A 23,488-nucleotide genomic window follows, 5' to 3' on the forward strand; every position below is an offset into this window, starting at 1 on the left:
TAGACCGCTTATTCGATTTAGACATTATTATAATTTCGGTTTTACTATAGCTAGTTTTATATTATTCTTATAACGTCAAATTCTAAATATTAAAATTGTTGAAACTATTAGAAATTAAACTTTTACATTTTTACGAAGTTAAAAAAGTATAACAAATAACAGGTGTTTTCTTTATATTTTGTAAGATTTAACTTAGTGTATACAATACACTTATTGACGATACATGAATTAATTAGATTTTTAAAATTTAACTTTTTAAAAGGTTTATGGCAAAACTGTTTAACAGTTAATCTAGATTTAAAGGGATTAACCTATCTTTTTGTAATATTTATGAAACAAAATACTTTAACATGAGATAATAATCAACGACATCTATCCCTTTCAATAATTAGATATAAATTCAATTCTTTTAAATTTAGTGTCCGAAATTAGCATGTAAAAAAGCGATGTTTACCTACGTATTAATGTTATATAGTGGGGTTAAATTGTTATTTTTATCCAAAATCGAATAAATGCTAGAGCTTGCTGGAATCATCATTTTAGGAATACTTGCTCAATGGGTGGCTTGGCGCTTAAAACTACCTGCAATTTTACCTTTAATTCTTATAGGTTTAATCGTTGGACCATTATCAACTTTGTATACTGAAGATGGTTCTAAGATTATTGAACCTATATGGAACGGAGACAAAGGTCTTTTTCCTGGTGAAGGTTTGTATTACTTTGTGTCATTAGCAATCAGTATTATACTTTTTGAGGGCGGACTTACGCTTAAGCGTTCAGAGATTAAGAATATTGGTCCGGTAATTACTAAACTGATTACCCTTGGTAGTTTAACAACCTTCTTTGGTGCGGCATTGGCAGCCTACTTTTTATTCGGACTATCATGGCAACTATGCTTCTTGTTTTCTGCCTTAATAATTGTAACGGGGCCAACGGTAATTACTCCTATTTTAAGAAATATTCCACTTAAAAAAGATGTTTCTGCCATATTAAAATGGGAAGGTATTTTAATTGATCCCATTGGTGCGTTGGCCGCAGTTTTAGTGTATGAATTTATTAGTGTAGGCGAAGGTCAAGCATATACCATGACTGCCTTGATTGAATTTGCTAAAATCTTGTTATTCGGTTTTACTTTCGGTTTTACTTTTGCTCATGCGCTTACATTTTTAATAAAGAAGAACTTTATACCACACTATTTATTGAATGTAGTATCGTTATCTGTGGTTTTAGGGGTTTTTGTAATGTCAGATGTCTTTGCACATGAATCTGGTCTATTAGCGGTAGTTGTAATGGGTATGGTAATGGGTAATACCAATTTACCGAATATTAAAGAGCTATTATATTTCAAAGAATCTTTAAGCATTCTTTTAATATCCATTCTGTTTATTTTACTAGCTGCCAATATTGATATTTCTGATCTAGAATTAATTTTTACATGGAAAACGATAGCACTGTTCTTATCCATTGTATTGATTATTAGACCACTTGGAGTCTTTTTAAGTTCTATTGGTTCTAATTTAAAGTTCAATGAAAAACTATTTATCAGTTGGGTAGGTCCTAGAGGTATTGTAGCCGCGGGTATAGCATCTTTATTTGGATCAAAATTACTGGCTAGAGGAGAAGCTGGGGCAGAGTATATTACACCACTAGTGTTCATGATTGTGCTTGGTACCGTTTTGTTGAATGCTACAACGGCTAGAATTTTTGCTAAACTAATAGGTGTTTTTCTAAATAAGTCTGAAGGAATTTTAATTTTAGGAGCATCTAAAGTATCGCGTTTAATTGGTGAATATTTACATAAAAACGAAAGGCACGTAGTATTAATAGACAATAACCAGTCTAATATTGATAAAGCTGAAAAATTAGGCTTAGAAGCTATTTCAGCGAATATATATTCAGACAATTTAACCGATAACATAGAACTGAATGATATTGGATACTTGATGGCCTTAACTGCAAATTCTGATATAAATAAGTATGCCATAAATAAATTTCAAGATGCATTTGGTGAGAATGGGTCATTTAGATTGGTAGATACAGATGAAATGTCTGACCCTGAGAATAACCCAAAAGAAGGCTTGTTCTCTCATACAGATGATTTTATTAAATTGACAGAAGCTGCAAGAAAATTTCCTGCCATTCATGAAATTGAACTTCATGATACAGAACACTATGAAGGCTTGATAGAAATAACGAAGGCAGATGCCGATATAGTTCCTTTGTTCTTGTTAGACCCAGAAGGCGATATTCAAATTATTACCGCGTTCAGTAAAGAATTTACAGACATTCAAAAAGGGTATAAGTTGGCGTATTTGGGTAAAATGTTTCCAAACGAAGACCCAGATAAAGAAGAAGCTAAAGAAAGTAAGTAAGCACACTTTTACTTTACATCCATAAAGATTATTTCTACACTAAAAACATTTGGTGTTACAGAACTCTTTTCACCAGAGTTACTCCCTGTTTACCCCCTTTTTGTCCCAATTGGGCAGAATCTACTTTATTAAAGCACGTACTGACTATAGTTTTACGGTATCATTAAAAACGACCAGTCATGAAATTTAAATTAACCTTTTTAACAGTAGCACTATTCATCACAGCTATTACTATTGCACAGAACACAATCAACGGTACTATCACGGACACATTAGAAACACCTCTTTCTTTTGCCAACATCATACTTTATGAGGTAGGAAAAGAAGAAGCGGTTACCGGTGTAATTAGTAATGATAATGGAGCTTACATATTTGAAAACATTGCAAATAGTATTTATGTGATTGAAGTATCGGTATTAGGGTTCGAAACCAAAAAATCTGATGAACTTCAATTATCAGAATCAAGTATAAAAGTTGATTTTACTTTACAAGAAGAAACTCAAACTTTAGATGAGGTTGTTGTAAAAAGTAAACGACCTCAAATTAAGCAGACTGCAGAAAAACTTATAGTAAATCTTGAAAATTCAGATATGGTAAATACCAATCTTCAGGATGTTGTAAAAAAGGTTCCAGGAATCATATTAACCAATGGTAATGTAAGCTATGCAGGTCAGGGTAATATTAGAATACTAATCAACGGCAAAACTACAGATTATATGGATACCGCAAGTTTATTGAGAGACTTGCCTGCTGACAATATTTCTAAAGTAGAATTAATACAACAACCAGGTTCTGAATATGATGCCGAGGGAGCCGGACCAATTCTAAACATTATTTTAAAGAATAATGTAAAACTAGGCACGCATGGTAATGTTAAGCAAATGGTGGGTTATGAAAATAGGTTTGAATATGCCACAAGTGCTTCGGTGGCGAGCTATAAAAACAAACTTAATTGGCAATTAAGTGCAGGGTATAGAAAATCTACTTCTAGAGATGATTTAACGCTGTCTAGAAAAGTATTGGATGACACCTATAAGCAAACCTCAAAGTCTGCTTTTGATCCTATAATTATTAATGTTGGTGCAGGTTTGGATTATTACTTAACAGAACAGCATTCTATAGGTGTGAGCGGTAGAATAGTCAATAGCGATTCTGACAGAATATCTAATAACAATACAACGATATCAAACTCAACATCAGATATAACTTTGTTGACCGATAATAGTTTTGATAGAAATAGAAATATTAAATCTTTAAACCCGTATTATGAGTTTAAAGATGACAAAAATAAATTAGTGTTAGATTATAATTTTGTGGACTATGGGTATGATAATGAAAACAATCTATTTCAGGTAGGAACATCGCAATTACCTTATGATAATAGACGCTATTTTCAAGATGCATCCTATAAGATTAACACCTATAAAACCGACTATAAACGTACGGTTAATGAAAATTTATCTTGGAATGCCGGTGCAAAATTTTCAGATGTGGAATCTGACAGCGATTTACAATCTTTAACCGAAGATGATGAAGGTGTTTTTCAATTTCAACCAGCTGAGAGCAATAGGTTTTTAGTTGATGAAACAATAGTAGCCTTGTATTCAAAATTAACTATAAAGTTAGATAAATGGAGTTTTTCTGGCGGATTGCGTTGGGAAGAAAGCGATACAGAGGGTACCGCGACAACTACAGGCGAGACAAGAACCAGAAAAATCTCAAAGCTTTTTCCAAGTGCAAGTGTTAGTAGAGAGATTTCAGAAGAGATCAGCGCTAATCTTGCATACAGTTATCGTATTCGTAGACCATCTTACAGCTCTTTAAATTCATTTGTGTATTTCTACGACCCGTTTACTTTTGAAGAAGGTAACCCTAATTTAAAACCAGCTTTTACAAATAGCTATCAGTTTAATTTGACGTATGAAAACCAACCGTTCTTTAATATAAGCTATAGAGAAACATCTGATCAATTGTTTGAAGTTATTACTCAGAACGATGCTTCGGCAGAAACTTCAAGAACCATGATTAATTTGGCAAAGAATGAAAATTGGAATTTTAGTCTTTTTGCCCCCTTAAGTTTTATTAACGGATTGGATGGTTATACGGGTGTGATTGCCAATCATAATCGTTATGCTTCAGAAAACCTAGACCCTGCATTAGATTTGTCTAAATGGAGTATTACCTGGTTTACAAGCGCCGAGTATGAATTGCCTTGGGAAATCAATTCAGAAATATCTGGATATTACACCTCTGGCGGATTAGAAGGCATTATTGAATATGAATGGTTAGCCGGTATCGATATCGCTATTAGCAAAAGTTTTCTCGATGATAAATTAAAGGTTAGTTTAGAGTATGAAGAGTTGATACAAAGACCTTTTACCGGTAGTGTAAGGTATGATAATGTAGATGCAACGGTGGTTTCTAATTGGGCAAGAAACAATGTATTTTTACAATTGAACTATAGTTTTGGGTCAAAGTTCGGGAAAGATAAAAAACGAGGAAATGCTTCAAAAGAAGAACAAGACCGTATTAAGCAAGACAATTAAAGTAGCGCATTAGATGAATACGAAACTAAACAAATCAGACTTTATATTGCTGGGTATTATTATTGGGGTAACATCTCTTTTTAATGTATGGCAGTATTATGTTTATGGTAATGATTTGTTAGAGTACATAGTTGATATTCCAACATACATACTAATGGCAATTATTGCTATAGGGTTGTTCATGTATTGGTTGTTGCCAAATTTTTTATTGAAGAAAACGAATTATTTTCTATTGATAATTTTAGCGATATTTATATTGACAGCTACAGGCTTCATTGAGAACCTTGTTGGATATTGGTCTTGTGAAAATGATTGCAGAACCTATCCTATTTGGCACAAAGCATTATTAGATGGTCTTTTTGCTGGTGCTGATAACGTCGGTATTCCCTTAGGGATTTTATTGACCAAAAAGTTTTATGAAAGTCAAACACAGGTTATTAAAATTCAAAAACAACAAAAAGAGAATGAGCTAAAACTTCTACGTTCGCAATTAGACCCTCACTTTCTATTTAATAACCTTAACACGTTAGATGCCTTAATAGATAGTAATGCTGAAAAGGCAAAGGAATATATCAATCGCTTGTCATTGATATACAGGTACTTAATTCAAACAAAAGATGCTGAGATTATGGAACTGTCTGAAGAAATGAATTTAGCCGATAATTATATGTTTCTGATTCAAACGCGTTTTGGTGACGATTATAATTTTCATATTAATAAGAATATTGATTTTTCAGACAAGTTCTTACCCACTGGTGCTATACAGGCGTTATTAGAAAATGTGGTAAAGCATAATAAGGTAATAGGAGATAACAAAGTACAAACAAGCATAGCCATTGATGAAGATTGGGTAACGGTAGTAAACAACAAATCAAAAGTTATAACAACCAACGATAGTTTAGGTACAGGGCTCATCAACTTAAAGGCCAGATATCAATTACTCTCTGTAGAAACACCTAGAATTGAAGAAAGTGAAACGGAGTTTAAAATTTCAATTCCGATTATTAAATTAAGTAACTAATTAGAGGCGCATGAAACTTTTAATTTTGGAGGATGAAATCCCAGCATATCAAAAACTATTAAGTCATCTTAAAACGTTTTTTGATGCAGACTTAACTAATCATTGGGCTAGATCTATCGTAGAAGGTAAAACTCTTTTAGAAGCTAATGCTTATGACCTGATTTTATCCGATATAAAGTTGTTAGACGGTATTTCCTTTGATCTGTTCAATGAAGTTCAAGTGAATAGCCCAATTATATTCTGTTCCGCTTATGATAATTATTTGTTTCAGGCATTTAATACCAACGGTATTGCATACATTTTAAAACCATACACGAATGCAGATTTCATAAAAGCCCTAGAAAAGTATAATTCTCTTTTTAAGCAGGGAGAATACAATAGTAAACTAAGCAATGAAACATTAAGTGCGTTAAAAACGGCGCTACAAGAAGAGCAGGCCAATTATAAGAAGCGATTTGTGATAAAACGACCCAATGGTATTCAACTACTGAACACCTCTGATATTAGTTTGATAGAGGCTTCTGGAGATTTCTGCATTGCGGTTGATCATGAAGGTAAACGACACCCTATATCACAAACACTTGGGAGTATAGTTCAACAACTACCGCCCAAAAAGTTCTTTAAAATCAATCGTAGCCAAATTGTACATATAGATTTTATAGCGCAAATAGAGAGTCACTTTAAAAACCGTTTGCTCATCACTATAAAAGGATGTACAGAAAAGGCAATGACAAGTACTTCAAGCACCTCAGATTTTAGAAAGTGGCTAGAGTAATTTAATCGTTCAATTTCAATACTGCCATAAAAGCTTCTTGTGGCACTTCAACATTACCTACTTGACGCATACGTTTTTTACCTTTTTTCTGCTTTTCAAGAAGCTTACGTTTACGAGAGATATCACCACCATAACATTTAGCCGTTACATCTTTACGCAAAGCTTTAGTAGTTTCTCTAGAGATAATTTTTGCACCAATAGCTGCTTGAATAGGAATATCGAACTGTTGTCTTGGTATCAGTTCTTTTAGCTTTTCACACATTTTTTTACCAATATGAACCGCATTATCTGCATGAATTAAGGCAGACAGGGCATCTACTGGTTGAGCGTTTAAAAGAATATCTACTCGCACTAATTTAGAAGTACGCATACCAATTGGCGTATAATCAAAAGAAGCATAGCCTTTAGAAACCGTTTTAAGTCTGTCATAGAAATCAAAAACTATTTCTGCCAAAGGCATGTCAAAATTAAGTTCAACACGTTCTGTGGTCAAATACGTTTGGTTCGTAATTAAACCTCTTTTCTCTATACATAAAGACATTACATTACCAACAAAGTCAGATTTTGTAATAATCGTAGCTTTAATATATGGTTCTTCTACACGATCAATACCAGATGGGTCTGGTAAATCTGTAGGATTATTAACAATAATAGGTGTTTCAGTATCTTTTCTGGTGAATGCATGGTAACTAACGTTTGGTACCGTAGTAATTACCGTCATATTGAATTCACGTTCCAAACGCTCTTGAATGATTTCCATATGTAGCATTCCTAAGAAACCACATCTAAAACCGAAGCCTAGAGCGGCACTACTTTCTGGTGCGAACACAAGAGAGGCATCGTTCAACTGTAATTTTTCCATTGATGCACGTAACTCTTCAAACTCATCGGTATCAACAGGGTAAATACCTGCAAATACCATTGGCTTAACATCTTCAAATCCCTCAATAGCATTTTTGGTAGGGTTGACCGCATCGGTTATCGTATCACCTACTTTAACCTCACGAGCATCTTTTATTCCTGTAATTAAGTAACCAACATCTCCTGCTTTAACACTTTTCTTAACTTCTTGGGTCAACTTCAATGTACCTACCTCATCGGCAAAGTAGTCCTTATCGGTAGCTACGAATTTTATCTTTTGTCCTTTTTTAATTTCACCGTTAATAACTCTAAAATACGTTTCAACACCTCTAAACGGGTTATAAACAGAATCAAAGACCAAAGCCTGTAATGCTTCGTCTGGGTTACCTTGTGGTGCAGGAATACGGTCAATTATAGCAGCTAATATTTCTTCAATACCAATACCGGTTTTTGCAGATGCAGGTATAACCTCTTCTGCATCACAACCTAAAAGATCAACAATGTCATCTGTCACCTCCTCAGGGTTGGCACTAGGTAAATCTACCTTGTTCAAAACAGGTATAATTTCTAGGTCGTTCTCTAAGGCTAGATATAAATTGGATATCGTTTGTGCTTGAATACTTTGCGCTGCATCTACAACTAACAATGCACCTTCACAAGCCGCAATAGATCTAGAAACCTCATATGAGAAATCTACGTGACCAGGGGTGTCAATTAAGTTTAATATATATTGCTCACCCTTATAGGTATAATCCATTTGGATGGCGTGACTTTTTATAGTGATACCACGTTCTCTTTCAAGATCCATACTGTCCAGTAGCTGTTCCTTTTTCTCTCGATCGGTAACAGATCCGGTAAACTCTAACAGTCTATCTGCCAAGGTACTTTTACCATGGTCAATATGTGCAATAATGCAGAAGTTTCTAATGTTTTTCATAGCGGTAACGGTAATAATAATGCTAATTTATACCAAGAATAACGCCCGGCACTAAAGAGCAATTGCAAATATAATCTAATTTATAGCGCTAAACTTTAGTGTGCTATGCTATTTATTATTGCATAGATTAGTTTGGATTACATATATTGTAGAAAATTACAACGTTTTTTTAGTTAGATTTGATTACCAACCCCGAGTCTCCATTGAAACTACTAACAGTTATTTTATTCTTTTGCATAGGCATGTCCCATTTTGGATATAGTCAAACCTTTGAATTAAAAGGAGAGGTTAAAGACCAATACCAAGAACCCGTAGCATTTGCTTCTGTATTTCTATTGACCGTTACAGACTCTGTATTGGTCAAAGGAAGTTCTGCCGATGAAAACGGTGCATTTAGGTTCTCTGATATTGCAGAGGGGCTCTATTTTTTAAAAGCGTCTTATGTAGGTCAAACCTCAGAAAACTTAGCGATTGAGATTTTAAAGGATACTAAAATTGGAGCTGTAATAATTGAGCAGCAAGCAGAATTATTAAACGAGGTGACCGTTACAAGCAATAAACCTGTAGTAAAAAGAGAGGTTGACCGTATTGTTTTTAATGTAGAAAACACGGTTATCTCTCAGAATAGCTCGTGGGATATTCTTCGTCAAACGCCCGGCGTAATTATGATGAATGATGAGCTGAAAGTTAGAAATCAGGCAACAACCGTTTATATCAATAACCGCAAAGTTCAACTGTCTTCTGAAGAGGTAAGAAGCCTTCTAGAAAATTACCAAGGTGAGAATATAAAATCTGTTGAGGTTATTCATAATCCACCAGCGAGTTATGATGCTGAAGGTGGTTCTATTTTAAATATCGTTACCAGTAAAAATCTATCTGTAGGGTATAAGGGGAATATTAATGCTGGGTATACGCAAGGAGTTTTTCCGAAGTATAGTTTTGGCACTTCTCATTTTTACAAGACTAAAAAGTTAAATGTAAACGCAAGTTACAATTACACCCCAAAGAAGGATTTCAAGAATACTTTGAGCAATACCAATTTTATGGATAATACCGGTGTTACTTCTATTTGGGATACAGATTTTGATCAAGTTATACGCACCAATACCCATAACGCAGGGGTGTCGGTAGATTATGAATTCAATGACAAGAACACACTAAGTTTAACTAGTAACGCACAGTTTCAACCAAATAGGGATGCTGATTTTTTCCAAGAAACTACTATTAAAAATAGTGTAGGGGCTTTAGATTCTTTATTTACGACCGGTAGTTTTTTAAGCGAACAAAAACATAATGTTTCGGGTGACCTTACTTTTAAACATCAATTTAAAGATCAGGCAAACTTATCTGTAAATGCGCACTATACAAATTTTGATTTAGACCGAAATCAAGATGTAAACTCAGATTATTTTCAACCTAACGGGTCATTTTTGAGGGATTTTAATTTCTCAACTATTGCCGATCAACAGATAGAGATAAAGACCGCTCAAATTGATTATACTGATTATTTAGGAAATGTGTTTTTTGAAACTGGGGTAAAAGGTTCTTTTATTGATTCTGAAAGTAAGCTAGATTATTTTTTACAAAATAATGACTCAGAGTTTATACCAAATTTATCTGATGACTATACGTATAACGAAAGTGTATATGCCGGTTATTTTAGTTTATCGAAAGATTGGAAAAAATGGAGTATTAAAACAGGGTTACGAGCAGAACAAACAGAGAGTTCAGGACTGTCAGTAAATGTGTCGACTATAAATGATCTTAGCTATTTTGAACTTTTTCCTTCGTTGTACATACTTCATACTATTAATGACCACCATAGTCTATCTTTTGATTATTCTAGAAAGTTAGAACGTCCTAGATATGAAGATTTAAATCCGTTTAGAACATATAGTAATGAGCGTACCTTCAAAGAAGGTAATCCCAACTTAAGACCTGGTTTTAGCCATAATTTTAATTTGAACTATACTTTAAATCAAGAGTATTATTTTGATTTCTACTACAGAGATAATGGCATGTATATTTCTACACTTACCTTTCAAGACAATAATAATTTTGTTTTAAGGGATATTACCCAAAACGCTTTAGAAAGCACCTCTTATGGCCTTGATTTTTCTTATGGTAAATCAATCACTAACAATTGGTATTTATACAGTTATATTTCTCTTTTTCATGAAGATGAAACTTTTATAACATTACAGAGCGATGAATATTCTTATAAAAATGATTTTAATGGAGCTTATGTTGACCTTACCAATTATTTGACCCTTTCTAAAGATGGAACATTTAAAGGAGAATTGGGTTTAGTTTATTTATCTGGCTGGTTACAAGGATCATTTATTCAAGAAGAGACTACAAATTTAACTGTTGGGCTGAGAAAATCATTTCTAGATAATAGAGCAGTTTTAAGTGTAAGTGCTAATGACTTATTAGGTAAATACAATAGCTACGTATCTTCAAAATATTTAAATCAAGACAATAGGTACTTGGTAGTACCTGAAACCCAATATGTAAAATTTGGCTTTACCTACAACTTTGGTAATTTTCGCTTAGAAGACAATCAACGTGATATAGATAAAATAGAACGTGACCGGCTTGATTAAGGTCAACTATTTAATTTTCAATTGGTTAATTTGTTTCTTAAGAAAAGTTTAAATATTTCGTAAGATAAATCAAGATAACTTTCCTACATTTAGTTAGAATACGAATACTAAATGCCTAGAAAATCATTATTAACGCTTCTTTTTTGTCTTACGTTTTCTTTAGCGTTTTCTCAAGAATTTATAATTAGTGGTTTTGTAAGAGACGATAATCAAACGCCTATTGTTCTTGCCAATGTCATTTTATTGAGTGAGGATGGTGAGTTTATTAAAGGAACCGTCACAAATGATCAAGGAGCTTATGAAATTAAGACAGTTACCACTGGAAACTACCGTATAGTTGCTAGTTATATAGCAAATACTGTAGAAAGTGAATTACTTTCCATAGCTGATAGTATAGAGATAGAACCACTTATATTACAAAGCTCACAAGAATTAGATGAGGTGGTTGTAACTCAAAAAAAACCAGTTATAGAACAGCTTGCCGATAGACATATATTCAATATCGAAAACACAGCATTATCAGATGGTGATATATGGGATGTTTTAAAACGCACACCCGGGGTAGTGGTATTAAATAATCGTTTGTATATCAACGGCAGCTCTAATGTCAATATAATGATTAATGGTAAGTTGGTAAACTTACCTAAAGAAGATATTATCAATTTATTATCGGGCAGTTCTGCTAGTAATGTAGAGTCTATTGAGGTGATTACTAGTCCCCCTGCAAAATACAGTGCAGAGGGTGGTTTGCTTATAGATATTAAAATGAAAAAAAACCTCATTGCTGGGTATAATGGAGCGATATTTAACAACTATACACAAGGGGTGTTGCCAAAACATACTTTTGGTACAGACCATTTTTTTAAAGGTAAAAAGGTAGATTTTACTACAAATTATAGCTTTAGCCATAATAGAAACTGGACTAGGTATTCTGATATTACCACATATTTTGAAAATGGAGAAGAAAGTGAGATTTGGACAGCGGAGCAGAAATTAATTGGCAATGAAAAAAGTCACAACCTAAATCTATTCTTAGATGTTCAAATAGATGAAAAGAATACCATTAGCCTTACCTCTACCTCTAGTTTATCGCCAGACGGAAGTACAAATTACTTTTCAATAACCGATATAGAGAATATTGAAGGAAATTTATTAGCCCAGCTAGATGGTTTAAACGTTATAGATGATGATACATATAATTCATCTAACTATTTAGATTGGATTCATAAATTGAATGATAATGGTGCAGAAATAAGTTCAAACCTACATTTTACATATTACGACTCTAAACAAGATCAAGAGCTAAACAATACTATTGTGCAAGGAATTACAGATAACACTTCTGAAAATACCTTGATGGTTAATACCGATCAAATTATTAATCTTTTTAGTGTGCAAACAGACCTTACTTTACCACTTTCCAAGCAGTCTACTATGGAAACCGGGGCAAAGGTTGCAATTATTAATTCAGAATCAAATATATCGCAGTCTGGTTTCGAGGAAACGGCAGAAGGCATATCACCAACAGGTTCGGGTATATTTAATTATGATGAAGAAATCTATGCAGCATATGTTAGTTTAAACAACAATTGGGAAAAGTGGAAATTAAACTTAGGATTACGTGCCGAGTATACCAATACAAAAGCGAGCTTAGACGTGCTTTCTTCATTAAATGAAACTTCTTATTTGAACTTGTTTCCTAATATGTCGTTATCATATAAGAAAGAGAAAAATGCTTTTTATTTAAAGTATTACAGAAGAATAAGAAGACCAAGATATAGTAGTATTAATCCTTTTCAATTTTACATATCTGCGAATTCCCTTTTTGAAGGAAACCCCAATTTGAAACCATCTTATAATCATTATGTTCAGTTCGATTATGTGTTTGATCGCGATTACAAATTGGTATTATTTGTTAATAGAAGATCTAGTGATGTCGCACAACAGATAACCCAAGATAATGAGAACAATACACTTGTAACAAGGTATATTAATTTGGAAACAAATTATAATTATGGTTATGATGTTAGTGTTTCAAAACAGTTTACTTCATATTGGTATATTTATTTTTTATTAAGGCAGTACTATGACAAGGATAGCTTTACAGATGTGGAGACCAATAGCCTTGTTGAAAATTCGGTCTGGTTAACCTCAATACGGGCAAATAATTACTTTACCTTATTAAAAGATGAATCACTTTTTGCTGATGTAACGTATCTGTATTATTCTCCATTTATTAGTGGTAATGCAAAGTTTGATTCCTTTAGTAAGGTTGGGTTGTCTTTTAGGAAAACCTTTATGGATAAGGATATAAGCATTTCTTTAGGTGTTCAAGACATATTTAATAATGGCAATAATTTCTCAAGAAGAAATTATTTGGATCAGAAAAATACAACGGCTACACGAATAGAGAATAGGTTATTGGTATTGGGCTTTAGGTATAAGTTTGGCAATACTAAAATCCGTGATAATTCTAAAAACAAGGATACAGACGAAAATAAGCGATTATAATATTTACTATGATAGCATTGCACCACATATACCTATACTGATTAGGCAATACACTCCCGCTAAGATCATAAATACTTTACCTGCCTTTTTCTTCTTGTAATAAAATAAGATAGCCCCAATTAGAATAAATAAAATAGCGGGACCGAACATTATTAGAAATAAGAAAGTAGCAAGACCATCTAGATTACCAACTTCTAAAATCATATCGTTTCGTTTTGTAGTTCCTTTAGTCGTTCAATCTTATCATCCCTATAAAACAAGTTCATAGTTTCAAAGGGGATAATTTTATAGTCTTTGTTTACAATGTGTACACAAGATTTCTTAATGGCGCGGACATCAAAATTATGGGCATCTATAAACTGCATGATAATGATGCGAAATAGGTTGTCATACCCTAGTTCTGGAGCATCAATTTCAGGTAGGCAGCACATAATACTCTTCAAGTTTTCCGATGCTTTTTCAACGGAATTTCCCGTACTAAAAAGTTCAATCATTTTACCGTGTAATTGTTCGTCCTGCTCGTAGATAATAGTATTTTTTCCTTCGTTCAGTAAATCATCTGGGTTGATGAACCTGGTTAGTGGGTTTACCTCATCGCCTATTTTTAGAGCATATGCCATCACCAATGCATCAGGATTACAAGGTACGGGTATTAAATCGTCCGATTCAAAAATGGGCGATTGTTCCAGAATATTACGGCGAACTTCTGTCAATGTAATTCGGTTTTCATCTACTTCAAAGTTTTCTAATCTACCTGCTATTTGGGTAGGTTGAAAAGTAACTCCGCGTACACATTTTTGCTTTAGCGCAAAATCTATGGTGTCTCCCATTTCATGGTCGTTCAATCCTTTTTGTAGAACAACAACTAGTGTCGTAGATAGGTTTAACTTGTTCAGGTGTTCCAATGCCTGTAAACGAACATCTGCCAAATCTGCACCACGTAAAGTTTGCAACACATGGTTGTCTAAAGAATCAAACTGTAAATACACTTCAAAATCTGGTGCATAGGTGGCTAATCGCTTTGTAAATTCAAAATCTTTTGCAATTTTAATTCCATTGGTATTTAACATTAAATGCCGAATAGGGAGCGATTTTGCATAGTCTAATATTTCAAAAAATTCTGGGTGAATAGTAGGTTCGCCACCACTAAGTTGAACAACATCTGGCTCGCCTTCATTTTTTACAATAACGTCGAGCATTTTCTTGATTTCTTCAAGGGTTCTATGTCTGCCATAAGTGGGTGAAGAACCGGCGTAACAAGTTGGGCAGGTAAGGTTACAGCGGTCTGTAAGTTCAATAACTGTTAGGCAAGAATGTTGCTCATGATCAGGGCACAGACCACAGTCATATGGGCAACCGTAATGTGTTTGTGTGTTAAATGTTTTAGGGTATTCAGAAGCTTTATTATAATTTCTTATGTTCTTATAATATTCAATATCATCAGCTATAAGTACTTTAGATCTACCATGCTCTTTGCAATTTTTTAGCATGTATACCTTTTCGTTTTCAAAAACGATTTTAGCATCTACCCGTCGTAAACATTTTGGGCAAAGGCTTAATGTAAAATCATAATACGTATAGTTTTTTTCGGACATAAGTTATTCCCCGTAGGATAAATTTATAGTAGTAAACAAAACAAATTAAACATAATATTTGAATGCTGCTTATACCAAGGCAATAAAAACTGTTCGGTTTTAAAAATTCGATACAGAAACGTAAGGAGAAATAACTGACCATAAACAGTTTAAAAAAGTCTCCGTTTCTATGCTCAATTTTTGATTTTTGAAGTCTTCGTATAATAACAAATAGAATAATTAAAAACACCACTTCATACAATGCAATAGGGTGCCTAAGAAGACCATCACCTAAATCTATTCCTGTAAAAAAGGTAGTTTCTTTTCCAAAGGTAAACTCTTTAATACCTGCTAAAAAGCAACCAACCCTGCCAATGATTATACCTAAGATAATAGGTAATGTAAACAGGTCTCCAGAAGAGTGCTTCTCCCCAATAATCTTCTTAACCAATTCAACGCCCAGTAAACCTCCAAAAAGACCACCCATTATGGTTTTATTGTTCAAATTATAGAGCCAACCTTCTTGAATATGCGCTACTGGGTTCTCAAAAAATGCTACTAACCTAGACAGAAATAAAGCCCCAAAAACCGCACCTATAATTATGGAGAGTCTGTTGTTTGAAGAAATGACATCGGTGCTTTTTTTTCGCAGGAAAACATAATATCTAAAGCCAACAAAGAATGCCAAGTATTCTAGAATAAGATGCATGTTTAGTTTTACACCGAACACAACTGGCTCAAATGGTAGCGAAACAATAAGTAGGGAGATGCTCATAAAATTACCATCTGAAAATAATTAAAAAGATTAAGTTTTGATTGTGGAACAAAACATAATCAAGCACTAATTTACCGTATTCACACAAAGTAAAGGCTAAGAGTATTAAAATAGGTGGTAGAACATTGTCTTATACCAAAAACAACATGAAATGCCCTTCACGTATTTTTATATAACTTTGCACCCGAAAAATAAAAGATACCAGTGCCAAAAATAGGAGACATACAATTACCAGAATTTCCGTTGCTTTTAGCACCGATGGAAGATGTGAGCGACCCGCCGTTTCGTGCCCTTTGTAAAGAGCAGGGAGCAGATGTGGTATACACAGAATTTATTTCATCGGAAGGATTAATTCGTGATGCCGCCAAAAGTGTCATGAAATTGGATATTTATGAAAAGGAGCGTCCGGTAGGTATTCAAATATTTGGTGCCAATTTAGATAGTATGTTGCAATCTGTAGAGATTGTAGAAAAGTCTAAGCCCGATATTATTGATATTAATTTTGGTTGCCCTGTTAAGAAAGTAGTATCAAGAGGAGCAGGAGCTGGAATTCTAAAAGACATTGATTTAATGGTCTCTTTGACCAAGGCTATGGTAGAACATAGCAGTTTGCCTATTACCGTAAAAACAAGATTAGGTTGGGACGATAGTAGTATTAAAATTGTTGAGGTTGCAGAACGTCTACAAGATGTAGGTTGTGCCGCAATTGCAATTCATGGTAGAACACGTGCTCAAATGTATAAGGGAAGTGCAGATTGGAATCCTATTAGAGACGTGAAGAACAACCCTAGAATGCATATACCAGTATTTGGTAACGGTGATGTAAACTCACCGGAGACTGCTATGAAAATGCGTGATGAATACGGATTGGATGGCGCCATGATCGGTCGCGCAAGTATTGGCTACCCTTGGATTTTTAGAGAAATAAAGCACTTTTTTGAAACAGGTACACATTTAGCCCCACCGACTATGGCAGAGCGTGTAGAAGCCGCTCGTCGTCATTTACAAATGTCTATAGATTGGAAAGGTGAAATTTTAGGTGTTTTTGAAACCAGAAGACATTATACCAACTACTTTAAAGGGATTCCTAATTTTAAGGAGTATCGTATGAAAATGGTGACTAGTGATGATTCTGCATCAGTATTTGCAGCTTTTGATGAGGTGTTGCAGAAGTTTGGCGACCACGAATTTGTAAATCCGTAATCTCCATAAAATTATAAGACCCTTATTATTTTTGCAGAGGTGCTAACTTCATAGCCTTTGGAATATTTTCTTTCTCCAGTTGCTTCGTTATAATTTAATATATAATCGGAATAAAGTTTACCTAACTCTTTTTGTGATTGTTTTACAATGTTAGATTTTATATCTAGTTCAGAAGCTTGGTTTAAAAAGGTATTTGCATTTTTAAAATCTTCCATCATAAGCGATAACTGTGATAGGTTCATAAGTATACCCCATTTAATTTTAGCTATTTTTTTGTCGCTAGTATCTTCATAATTTGTCAATAAACTTTTCCAATAAATAATATGGCTGTCTATTTCTTTCTTGTTTTTTCTTGCCAGGTTAAGGGTAGATAAATTGGCTATAGAAAGTTCGGACATCTCAGTAAGTTTGTCTTTGGTTTCATCTGCTAATGCTTTGTTTTTCTTATCTTTTACAAAGTAAAAATTGGTATAAATGTCAACCATATTATTGTCATAGATATCTTGAATAGTGTTTATGATTTTCGAAAGAAAAGACTCCCCAAGCTTTTTGTCCAAGTACATTTCTACCATATACGGACTTATGTCTGGCACTGCACGCCCGCTTTCTAACATTAGATACTTTTCTTTTTCATCTTCTGAAAAGTTTATAGTGATAGGAATTTTATTTCCTTGCACATCTACTTTTGGCAATAGAGGTATTTGCCATAACTGTGTCAGTTCTTCTTTATAGTAAAAGAGTAGTTTAACACTTTTATTGTCTTTTGGAGATATATTAATACTATAGGTTTTACCTACTATAGGAGCAATAGTTCCTGTAACTTCTAAATCATCTGCAGAAATACCGTTAATGGCAAAAAACATATCTGGAGATTGTTCACCGGTTATTTCTTTAAAATCTTCAAGCTGAAGACCTTTTTGAAATTCATCCTTTGTAAAGTTTAACACCTCTTCAGGCCCTAGTACAACTTCTGCCCAATAAGTTTCACTTTGTTCAGGGGCTAACTGTTCTGCATAGTTTGGTATGTAAACCTTAAAACCTTTTGACTTTAATGTTTGGGCCTTTAGCTGTAGGTTGAAGACAGCTACAAATAGTAATGGAATAATTTTCTTAATCATTGGTCAGGTGTTTTAAGTATTTTATTTTATAAAAATGAAATACTGTTTATAGATAAATTAATGGTTAGTTGCCTTGATATCGTTTATTATATCTATCGCTATATTCAGGTTTAACGCTGCTTTCCCCATCGAGAAACAATCTTTTTTTGCGTTCCATTCTAAATTCAGCTTTATGTTTGCCATCATTCAAATAAGAACTAAGACCCCCGCGAGAGCTATAAGACACGCCTAAATCATATTGAGCCATTGCTGCGTCATAATCCTCTAGAAGAGCATATAATGAGCCTAAATTTCCATGTACAAATACTTTGTAATCACCGTGTGTCTTGTAATCTTCAGAATCTAATAAGGCAGTAAGTTTTTCAATTAACCGTTGTACTTTTTCATTTCTGGTGTTTCTAGATTTAAGACCTGTATCAATTGCTTGCAAGTTTTTAATAGCTTCTGTAATTGCAATTACGTCATCTTCAGAAGTAAGTTTCTTCGTTTTCTTAAGCTTAATAAAAGCCATATTGTTTCTACCATATGACATTTGTGCTCTTCTTGCAAAACCTTGGTAAGCATTATGTACCAATACAAGAATATCGTCGTTTGCACCGTAGGCAACATTTTTACTTTTATTTACTGCTACTATAGCGAAATCTTTGCCTTTGAGCTTACTAACAATTTCGCCTACTTGGTCGTTAAATACTAAAGAATCTTCAGCTATAATTTTGTCATGATATTTGGCAGTATACTTAGCTTTAAAATTGGCGAATACATTATAGATAGTATCGCTTTCACCTTTTTTATAATACAGTTCAATATCGCTACTGTTTAGATTGTAATATAGGGTATTGGTTTTATTGCTTTTTAAGTCATCATGCTTTTGAAGCACACTAAGCGGATTCGTATAATTTTTATAGTCAGGATGATAAGTAGGGCGCTTATGGTTAAAGTTGTCAATGGTAACTATTTCACCACGGTAGTCTTTCATGGTAATACTACCGGTCTTTAAATCATTGTCCATTTTATAATATTCTACACCAGAAGGAGCAGGGGAATACGGGAAATTAAATTCACGGAGCTTTTCGTAAAACCCACCAGCTTTCTGTGCGTTTGTGGTGAAAAGAGAAAAAATAATAGATACTATAACTAAAAGTGTTTTAGAGTGTACTTTTGAAATCTTCATGCCTTTGTTAATGGTTAATTGTGCTATAAGATAACAAAAACAAATGTGAGATATTGTATTAAGCAGATAATGAGGACCTTCTAAAGGTCTACCAGTTTTTTATTGATACGGCTACTTGCAATCTTAGAGGCAATAATACCTAGTACAATAATAGTTGCCAATACAATTGCAATGTTGATGAATTCAAATTTCACAGGATAAGCCAATGACGGCGTAATCTTCAGCCAGCTAAAGGCAAGTTGTGACCAAACAATTAATACACCTATAAGCACACCTATAAATCCGCCAAAACCGGTAACAAGAATTCCTTGCACAAAATAAATTCTACGTAATTCTTTTATCGTTGTACCAAGACTATATAGCGTTTTAGAATTTTGCTGTTTATCTAAAATCATCATGATGATAGCACCTACCACATTGAACAGGGCAATGATAAGCACTAAGGTGAAAATAAGATACGTTGCTACATTCTCGGTGTTTAACATTTTATAGAGCGTACTGTTCAATTGCTGTCTATTTTTCAATTGTACGTTATCACCTAGAATGGTTTGTATTTCATCACGTACGACGCTAGGCTCAACACCTTCATCCATCTTAAAATTAATGCCGGAAATAGAGAGTGAATCTTTTTCTAACAAAGCCTGTGTCAACCGTAAATCGGCAAATACATATTTATTATCCAAATCAGCTTCTACAGCATATACGCCACCAATAACCATTGGTAATTGATTATAAAGCGATGAAATACTTTGCTGTGATATAGAACCCTTACCTGGCTTAAAAGCATAAATCTGCATAGGACTACGAAACTGGTTGATGGTTACCCCTAAGATATTTGCTATACCTAAACCAGAAACAACTTGAGTATCGTTAATGGTCCAATCGCCAATGTAGAGTGTACTATCAACTCCGGTTACTTTAGTGTAATTACTGTCAATGCCTTTTATATAGGCAATATGGTTTTTGCCTCGGTGCTCAAGAGATACTTTTTCTTCTATTTCTTTAGAGAAAAATGCTAGTCCGTCAACAGACTGCAAACGTTGTTCTTGTTCTGGAGTAAGGGTAAAAATCTTTCCGGTTACGGGAGAAGCCTTTAAATCTGGGTCAAAAGATTCGGTAAAGGAAAGGCTAAAAGTTTTTAATCCGGCGAAAGCCGAAAGCACAATAAAAAGTGCAGCAGAGCCAATAACTATAACTAAAAAGGTGATAAAATTAATGATGTTGACCGCGTTCTGGGTGCTTTTAGAACGTACATACCTTTTAGCGATATAAAGAGGAAAATTCAACCGATCAGCTCTTTTTACGTTTAGGTAACAAATCTCTGTTTTCTATAGGGTTTTCTTCTCGTTTCAATGACTTTTCAATATTCTCAATGTAATCTAAAGAATCATCAAGGTAAAACAACAGTTCAGGTACTCTACGCAATTGGTTACGTGTACGCTGAGAAAGTTCATGTTTAATAAGTGGTTGGTTAGACTTGATACCTTCCATCAATTCTCCCGCTTTTTCATTAGGGAAAATGCTCAAATAAATTTTTGCGATAGATAAATCTGTAGTTACGGCAACCTTAGAAACTGAGATAAGCGTATTACGTAGTCCGCCATCAATGGCAGCTTTTTGTAGAATATCTACAATATCTTTCTGAATGACCCCAGCTATTTTACGTTGTCTTTGCGTTTCCATACCGCAAAAATACATAGAAATTGTATCTTAACCCCTATATGATGTACACTGAAGCAAATAAGGCATGAAAAAGATAGAACATTTAGGTATTGCGGTGAAGAACATGGAAGATTCTAATGCCCTTTTTGAGAAACTATTGGGTGTAGCGCCTTATAAACAAGAAGAAGTAGCGTCGGAAGGTGTAATGACATCTTTCTTTCAAAACGGACCTAATAAGATAGAGCTTCTAGCAGCCACAGAGCCAGACGGACCTATTGCCAAATTCTTAGAAAAAAAGGGAGAAGGCATACACCATGTAGCTTTTGAAGTAGAAGATATCGTTGCAGAAATGGAACGGTTAAAGAAAGAAGGCTTTACGCTATTAAATGAAGAACCAAAAAAAGGAGCCGATAATAAGTTAGTAGCCTTTGTTCACCCAAAGACTGCAAATGGTGTGTTGGTAGAGTTATGTCAAGAAATTAAAGAGTAAGCTTTATTTTGTTTGTGACAGTTAAAAATAAGTAGTAATATTGCATCCGCAATTCGCGGGTTTTGTAATAACTGGTTTGAGCACCGGTTTAAATCTAAATATGATTTTACAGAACAACATATAGAATTGTTACCGGTCCTATAGCTCAGCTGGTTAGAGCACCTGACTCATAATCAGGTGGTCCCTGGTTCGAGTCCAGGTGGGACCACATATAAAACTCCTTTAAATCATTTGATTTAAAGGAGTTTTTTATTTTTAGGTATGTCTTCACACACCTATATTCTCCATAGTACTACACTCGATCAATTCTATATCGGTGCGTGCCATAAAGATTTAGAACAACGGATTGAAAACCATAATGATGGTACTTATGGTACAAAAAGTTTTACTTCGAATACCTGTGATTGGGTTTTGTGCTAAAAAGTTCTATTAACCTTGATACATTTTTAGCATTTCTTTATCAGACACTTATTACAAAGGATATAATATAACTATTTAATCTAGTTTAATTTCCCATATGTCATTTAGGTTATTAAATGAAGCCACATTACCGGCAGATAGAAATAATTTATTTTTAAAGGTAGTTACTTTATGCAAAAATCTAGTTGAATACGAAGAAGGGAACTGTTCCGCCATAAACCATGTATTGCCATCTGATGTATACCAAATTTCATTATCAGTATCCGTCTCCAAATTTGCTTGTCCACCAAATATCCACATTTTATTTTCATAAATTGCGGAAGCGGAAATTCGACGAGGAGTAAATGCTGCATTTTCTGTAACAACATCCCAATCAATGCCATTTAAACTACTCCAAACACTATTCGTATTTCCTTCAGGTCCTACTCCTCCAATTACCCACATTTTGTTATTAAAAACAAGACATTCATTAAGAATACTTCCGTTTAAACTGTAGTTGTTGGTTGCTAGTTCCCATTGCACTCCATTTGAACTAAACCATATATCGTTGACAAAATTATCCCAATCAAAACCATTAATAACCCAAATTTTATTGTCAAAAACCACGGAAGAGTGTAATCTTCTTGGTTCAAATTCTGCACTATCTGTTTCTAAAACCCAATCTAGGCCGTTTGTACTAGACCAAACATCATTTGCTGGGATGAGTTCATCATTTTCATTTTCAGTAAGCCCTCCGATAACCCATAATTTATTATCAAAGACTACAGAAGTATGATCAGATCTTCTTCCGAAAGGTGCATTGTCTATAACCAAACTCCAGTTAATTCCATCTGAACTTGACCATACGTCTTTATTAAAACTACCCCCAATTATCCACATTTTATCATTAAATGTGACCATTGTATGGGCGTGTCTACTAGTAAATGTTGCATTTTCTGATATTTGGGTAACAGATAACGACAATGATCTTGTTGTAAAACTTGAAGTAGATGATTCGCGAATATTCTGGTTTTCATCGATTGCTATTACTTTCCAGTAGTATCTGGTGTCAACTGTCAATTCATTTGTAATAGAAAAAGTTGTTAAATCTAAATTATCAGCAATTATAATAGATGGGTCGGGGTTGGTATCTAAAATAAATTGATAGGAAACTAAATCTCTTTCGGGGTCAGTAGCAATTTCCCAATTGAATGAAGGCAATAGATTAACGTTTTCTGCATTATCAACAACATCTATCAAAGAAAATAAATTTGGAGACATATTTTCTTCTGTGAATGAATCGTCGGTGATAATTGGACTTTCGTTTTGTGAAGAAGCGCAACCAGATATGATTATTAAAATGAGAAATCTAAATATTTTCATGCTTTAGTTTACGTAAAACTATAACATTCTTCCAATATTTGAAAAACACGTAGACTTTGTTTTTTCATTTTAAGCGTGTATTGG

Annotated in this window: 17 protein-coding genes and 1 tRNA gene; 9 read left to right on the top strand and 9 right to left on the bottom strand. The window is 33.9% G+C overall.

Features of this window, described 5'->3' with window-relative positions:
* The first annotated feature begins 512 nt into the window (after positions 1 to 512).
* The 4 genes from ABJI11_RS12615 (at position 513) to ABJI11_RS12630 (ending at position 6,714) form a co-directional block, all read left to right on the top strand.
* Positions 513 to 2,372, top strand: coding sequence for a sodium:proton antiporter (locus ABJI11_RS12615; RefSeq protein WP_348352732.1), 1,860 nt, complete (start codon positions 513 to 515; stop codon positions 2,370 to 2,372).
* A 179-nt stretch (positions 2,373 to 2,551) separates the two neighbouring features.
* A complete protein-coding gene (locus tag ABJI11_RS12620; protein ID WP_348352735.1) occupies positions 2,552 to 4,918 on the top strand; it encodes an outer membrane beta-barrel protein in 2,367 nt (788 codons plus the stop codon).
* 13 nt (positions 4,919 to 4,931) lie between these two features.
* Entirely contained in the window at positions 4,932 to 5,939 is a 1,008-nt protein-coding gene (locus tag ABJI11_RS12625; protein ID WP_348352738.1) for a histidine kinase, read from the top strand.
* A 10-nt stretch (positions 5,940 to 5,949) separates the two neighbouring features.
* Positions 5,950 to 6,714 carry a LytTR family DNA-binding domain-containing protein gene (locus ABJI11_RS12630; protein ID WP_348352741.1) on the top strand — a complete coding sequence of 255 codons (765 nt, stop codon included), beginning with the start codon at positions 5,950 to 5,952 and terminating at the stop codon, positions 6,712 to 6,714.
* Position 6,715: 1 nt separating this feature from the next.
* Here ABJI11_RS12630 and lepA read toward each other — a convergent pair whose 3' ends face one another.
* The gene (gene lepA / locus ABJI11_RS12635; protein WP_348352744.1) at positions 6,716 to 8,512 is read right to left on the bottom strand and encodes a translation elongation factor 4; all 1,797 of its coding nucleotides are present in this window, start codon (positions 8,510 to 8,512) and stop codon (positions 6,716 to 6,718) included.
* 203 nt (positions 8,513 to 8,715) lie between these two features.
* Here lepA and ABJI11_RS12640 point away from each other — a divergent pair, with 203 nt between their 5' ends.
* Both ABJI11_RS12640 and ABJI11_RS12645 read left to right on the top strand, forming a co-directional pair.
* Positions 8,716 to 11,118 carry an outer membrane beta-barrel family protein gene (locus tag ABJI11_RS12640; protein WP_348352747.1) on the top strand — a complete coding sequence of 801 codons (2,403 nt, stop codon included), beginning with the start codon at positions 8,716 to 8,718 and terminating at the stop codon, positions 11,116 to 11,118.
* A 111-nt stretch (positions 11,119 to 11,229) separates the two neighbouring features.
* Positions 11,230 to 13,629 (top strand): TonB-dependent receptor, encoded by a 2,400-nt coding sequence (locus tag ABJI11_RS12645; RefSeq protein WP_348352750.1) that lies wholly within the window; start codon positions 11,230 to 11,232, stop codon positions 13,627 to 13,629.
* A 6-nt stretch (positions 13,630 to 13,635) separates the two neighbouring features.
* On the opposite strand, the gene ABJI11_RS12650 is transcribed toward ABJI11_RS12645, so the two are convergent.
* From ABJI11_RS12650 to ABJI11_RS12660, 3 genes are read right to left on the bottom strand one after another with little or no spacing between them, the layout of a single operon-like run.
* Positions 13,636 to 13,833, bottom strand: coding sequence for a hypothetical protein (locus ABJI11_RS12650; protein WP_348352753.1), 198 nt, complete (start codon positions 13,831 to 13,833; stop codon positions 13,636 to 13,638).
* Positions 13,830 to 15,224, bottom strand: a complete 1,395-nt coding sequence (locus tag ABJI11_RS12655) for a radical SAM protein (RefSeq protein WP_348352756.1) — start codon at positions 15,222 to 15,224, stop codon at positions 13,830 to 13,832. The genes ABJI11_RS12650 and ABJI11_RS12655 overlap by 4 nt, the downstream gene beginning before the upstream one ends.
* Positions 15,196 to 15,978 (bottom strand): prolipoprotein diacylglyceryl transferase family protein, encoded by a 783-nt coding sequence (locus tag ABJI11_RS12660; protein ID WP_348352759.1) that lies wholly within the window; start codon positions 15,976 to 15,978, stop codon positions 15,196 to 15,198. The genes ABJI11_RS12655 and ABJI11_RS12660 overlap by 29 nt, the downstream gene beginning before the upstream one ends.
* 204 nt (positions 15,979 to 16,182) lie before the next feature.
* Between ABJI11_RS12660 and dusB the strand changes: the two genes are divergently transcribed.
* A complete protein-coding gene (gene dusB / locus ABJI11_RS12665) occupies positions 16,183 to 17,181 on the top strand; it encodes a tRNA dihydrouridine synthase DusB (RefSeq protein WP_348352762.1) in 999 nt (332 codons plus the stop codon).
* Positions 17,182 to 17,192: 11 nt separating this feature from the next.
* Here dusB and ABJI11_RS12670 read toward each other — a convergent pair whose 3' ends face one another.
* From ABJI11_RS12670 to rbfA, 4 genes are all read right to left on the bottom strand, one after another.
* On the bottom strand, positions 17,193 to 18,299 hold the full coding sequence (locus ABJI11_RS12670) for a hypothetical protein (RefSeq protein WP_348352765.1): 1,107 nt from the start codon (positions 18,297 to 18,299) through the stop codon (positions 17,193 to 17,195).
* 64 nt (positions 18,300 to 18,363) lie between these two features.
* Complete coding sequence (locus ABJI11_RS12675) at positions 18,364 to 19,470, bottom strand: hypothetical protein (protein ID WP_348352768.1); 1,107 nt, start codon at positions 19,468 to 19,470, stop codon at positions 18,364 to 18,366.
* An 80-nt stretch (positions 19,471 to 19,550) separates the two neighbouring features.
* Entirely contained in the window at positions 19,551 to 20,756 is a 1,206-nt protein-coding gene (locus ABJI11_RS12680; protein WP_348352771.1) for an FtsX-like permease family protein, read from the bottom strand.
* Between the two features lie 4 nt (positions 20,757 to 20,760).
* On the bottom strand, positions 20,761 to 21,153 hold the full coding sequence (gene rbfA / locus ABJI11_RS12685; protein WP_348352774.1) for a 30S ribosome-binding factor RbfA: 393 nt from the start codon (positions 21,151 to 21,153) through the stop codon (positions 20,761 to 20,763).
* 64 nt (positions 21,154 to 21,217) lie between these two features.
* Between rbfA and mce the strand changes: the two genes are divergently transcribed.
* Positions 21,218 to 21,622 carry a methylmalonyl-CoA epimerase gene (mce, locus tag ABJI11_RS12690; RefSeq protein ID WP_348352777.1) on the top strand — a complete coding sequence of 135 codons (405 nt, stop codon included), beginning with the start codon at positions 21,218 to 21,220 and terminating at the stop codon, positions 21,620 to 21,622.
* Positions 21,623 to 21,756: 134 nt separating this feature from the next.
* Positions 21,757 to 21,830, top strand: a tRNA-Ile gene (locus ABJI11_RS12695).
* Between the two features lie 287 nt (positions 21,831 to 22,117).
* Here ABJI11_RS12695 and ABJI11_RS12700 read toward each other — a convergent pair.
* On the bottom strand, positions 22,118 to 23,404 hold the full coding sequence (locus ABJI11_RS12700; protein ID WP_348352780.1) for a hypothetical protein: 1,287 nt from the start codon (positions 23,402 to 23,404) through the stop codon (positions 22,118 to 22,120).
* Positions 23,405 to 23,488 lie beyond the last annotated feature (84 nt).

Origin of the sequence: Maribacter sp., from assembly GCF_039968975.1 — a bacterium.
GTDB lineage: Bacteria > Bacteroidota > Bacteroidia > Flavobacteriales > Flavobacteriaceae > Maribacter.

Excerpts from the sequence above, each read along its gene's own strand:
- ABJI11_RS12615 (WP_348352732.1), top strand. The coding sequence starts at position 513 with ATGCTAGAGCTTGCTGGAATCATCATTTTAGGAATACTTGCTCAATGG.
- ABJI11_RS12620 (WP_348352735.1), top strand. The coding sequence starts at position 2,552 with ATGAAATTTAAATTAACCTTTTTAACAGTAGCACTATTCATCACAGCT.
- ABJI11_RS12625 (WP_348352738.1), top strand. The coding sequence starts at position 4,932 with ATGAATACGAAACTAAACAAATCAGACTTTATATTGCTGGGTATTATT.
- ABJI11_RS12630 (WP_348352741.1), top strand. The coding sequence starts at position 5,950 with ATGAAACTTTTAATTTTGGAGGATGAAATCCCAGCATATCAAAAACTA.
- lepA (WP_348352744.1), bottom strand. The coding sequence starts at position 8,512 with ATGAAAAACATTAGAAACTTCTGCATTATTGCACATATTGACCATGGT.
- ABJI11_RS12645 (WP_348352750.1), top strand. The coding sequence starts at position 11,230 with ATGCCTAGAAAATCATTATTAACGCTTCTTTTTTGTCTTACGTTTTCT.
- ABJI11_RS12650 (WP_348352753.1), bottom strand. The coding sequence starts at position 13,833 with ATGATTTTAGAAGTTGGTAATCTAGATGGTCTTGCTACTTTCTTATTT.
- ABJI11_RS12655 (WP_348352756.1), bottom strand. The coding sequence starts at position 15,224 with ATGTCCGAAAAAAACTATACGTATTATGATTTTACATTAAGCCTTTGC.
- ABJI11_RS12660 (WP_348352759.1), bottom strand. The coding sequence starts at position 15,978 with ATGAGCATCTCCCTACTTATTGTTTCGCTACCATTTGAGCCAGTTGTG.
- ABJI11_RS12670 (WP_348352765.1), bottom strand. The coding sequence starts at position 18,299 with ATGATTAAGAAAATTATTCCATTACTATTTGTAGCTGTCTTCAACCTA.
- ABJI11_RS12675 (WP_348352768.1), bottom strand. The coding sequence starts at position 19,470 with ATGAAGATTTCAAAAGTACACTCTAAAACACTTTTAGTTATAGTATCT.
- rbfA (WP_348352774.1), bottom strand. The coding sequence starts at position 21,153 with ATGGAAACGCAAAGACAACGTAAAATAGCTGGGGTCATTCAGAAAGAT.
- mce (WP_348352777.1), top strand. The coding sequence starts at position 21,218 with ATGAAAAAGATAGAACATTTAGGTATTGCGGTGAAGAACATGGAAGAT.
- ABJI11_RS12700 (WP_348352780.1), bottom strand. The coding sequence starts at position 23,404 with ATGAAAATATTTAGATTTCTCATTTTAATAATCATATCTGGTTGCGCT.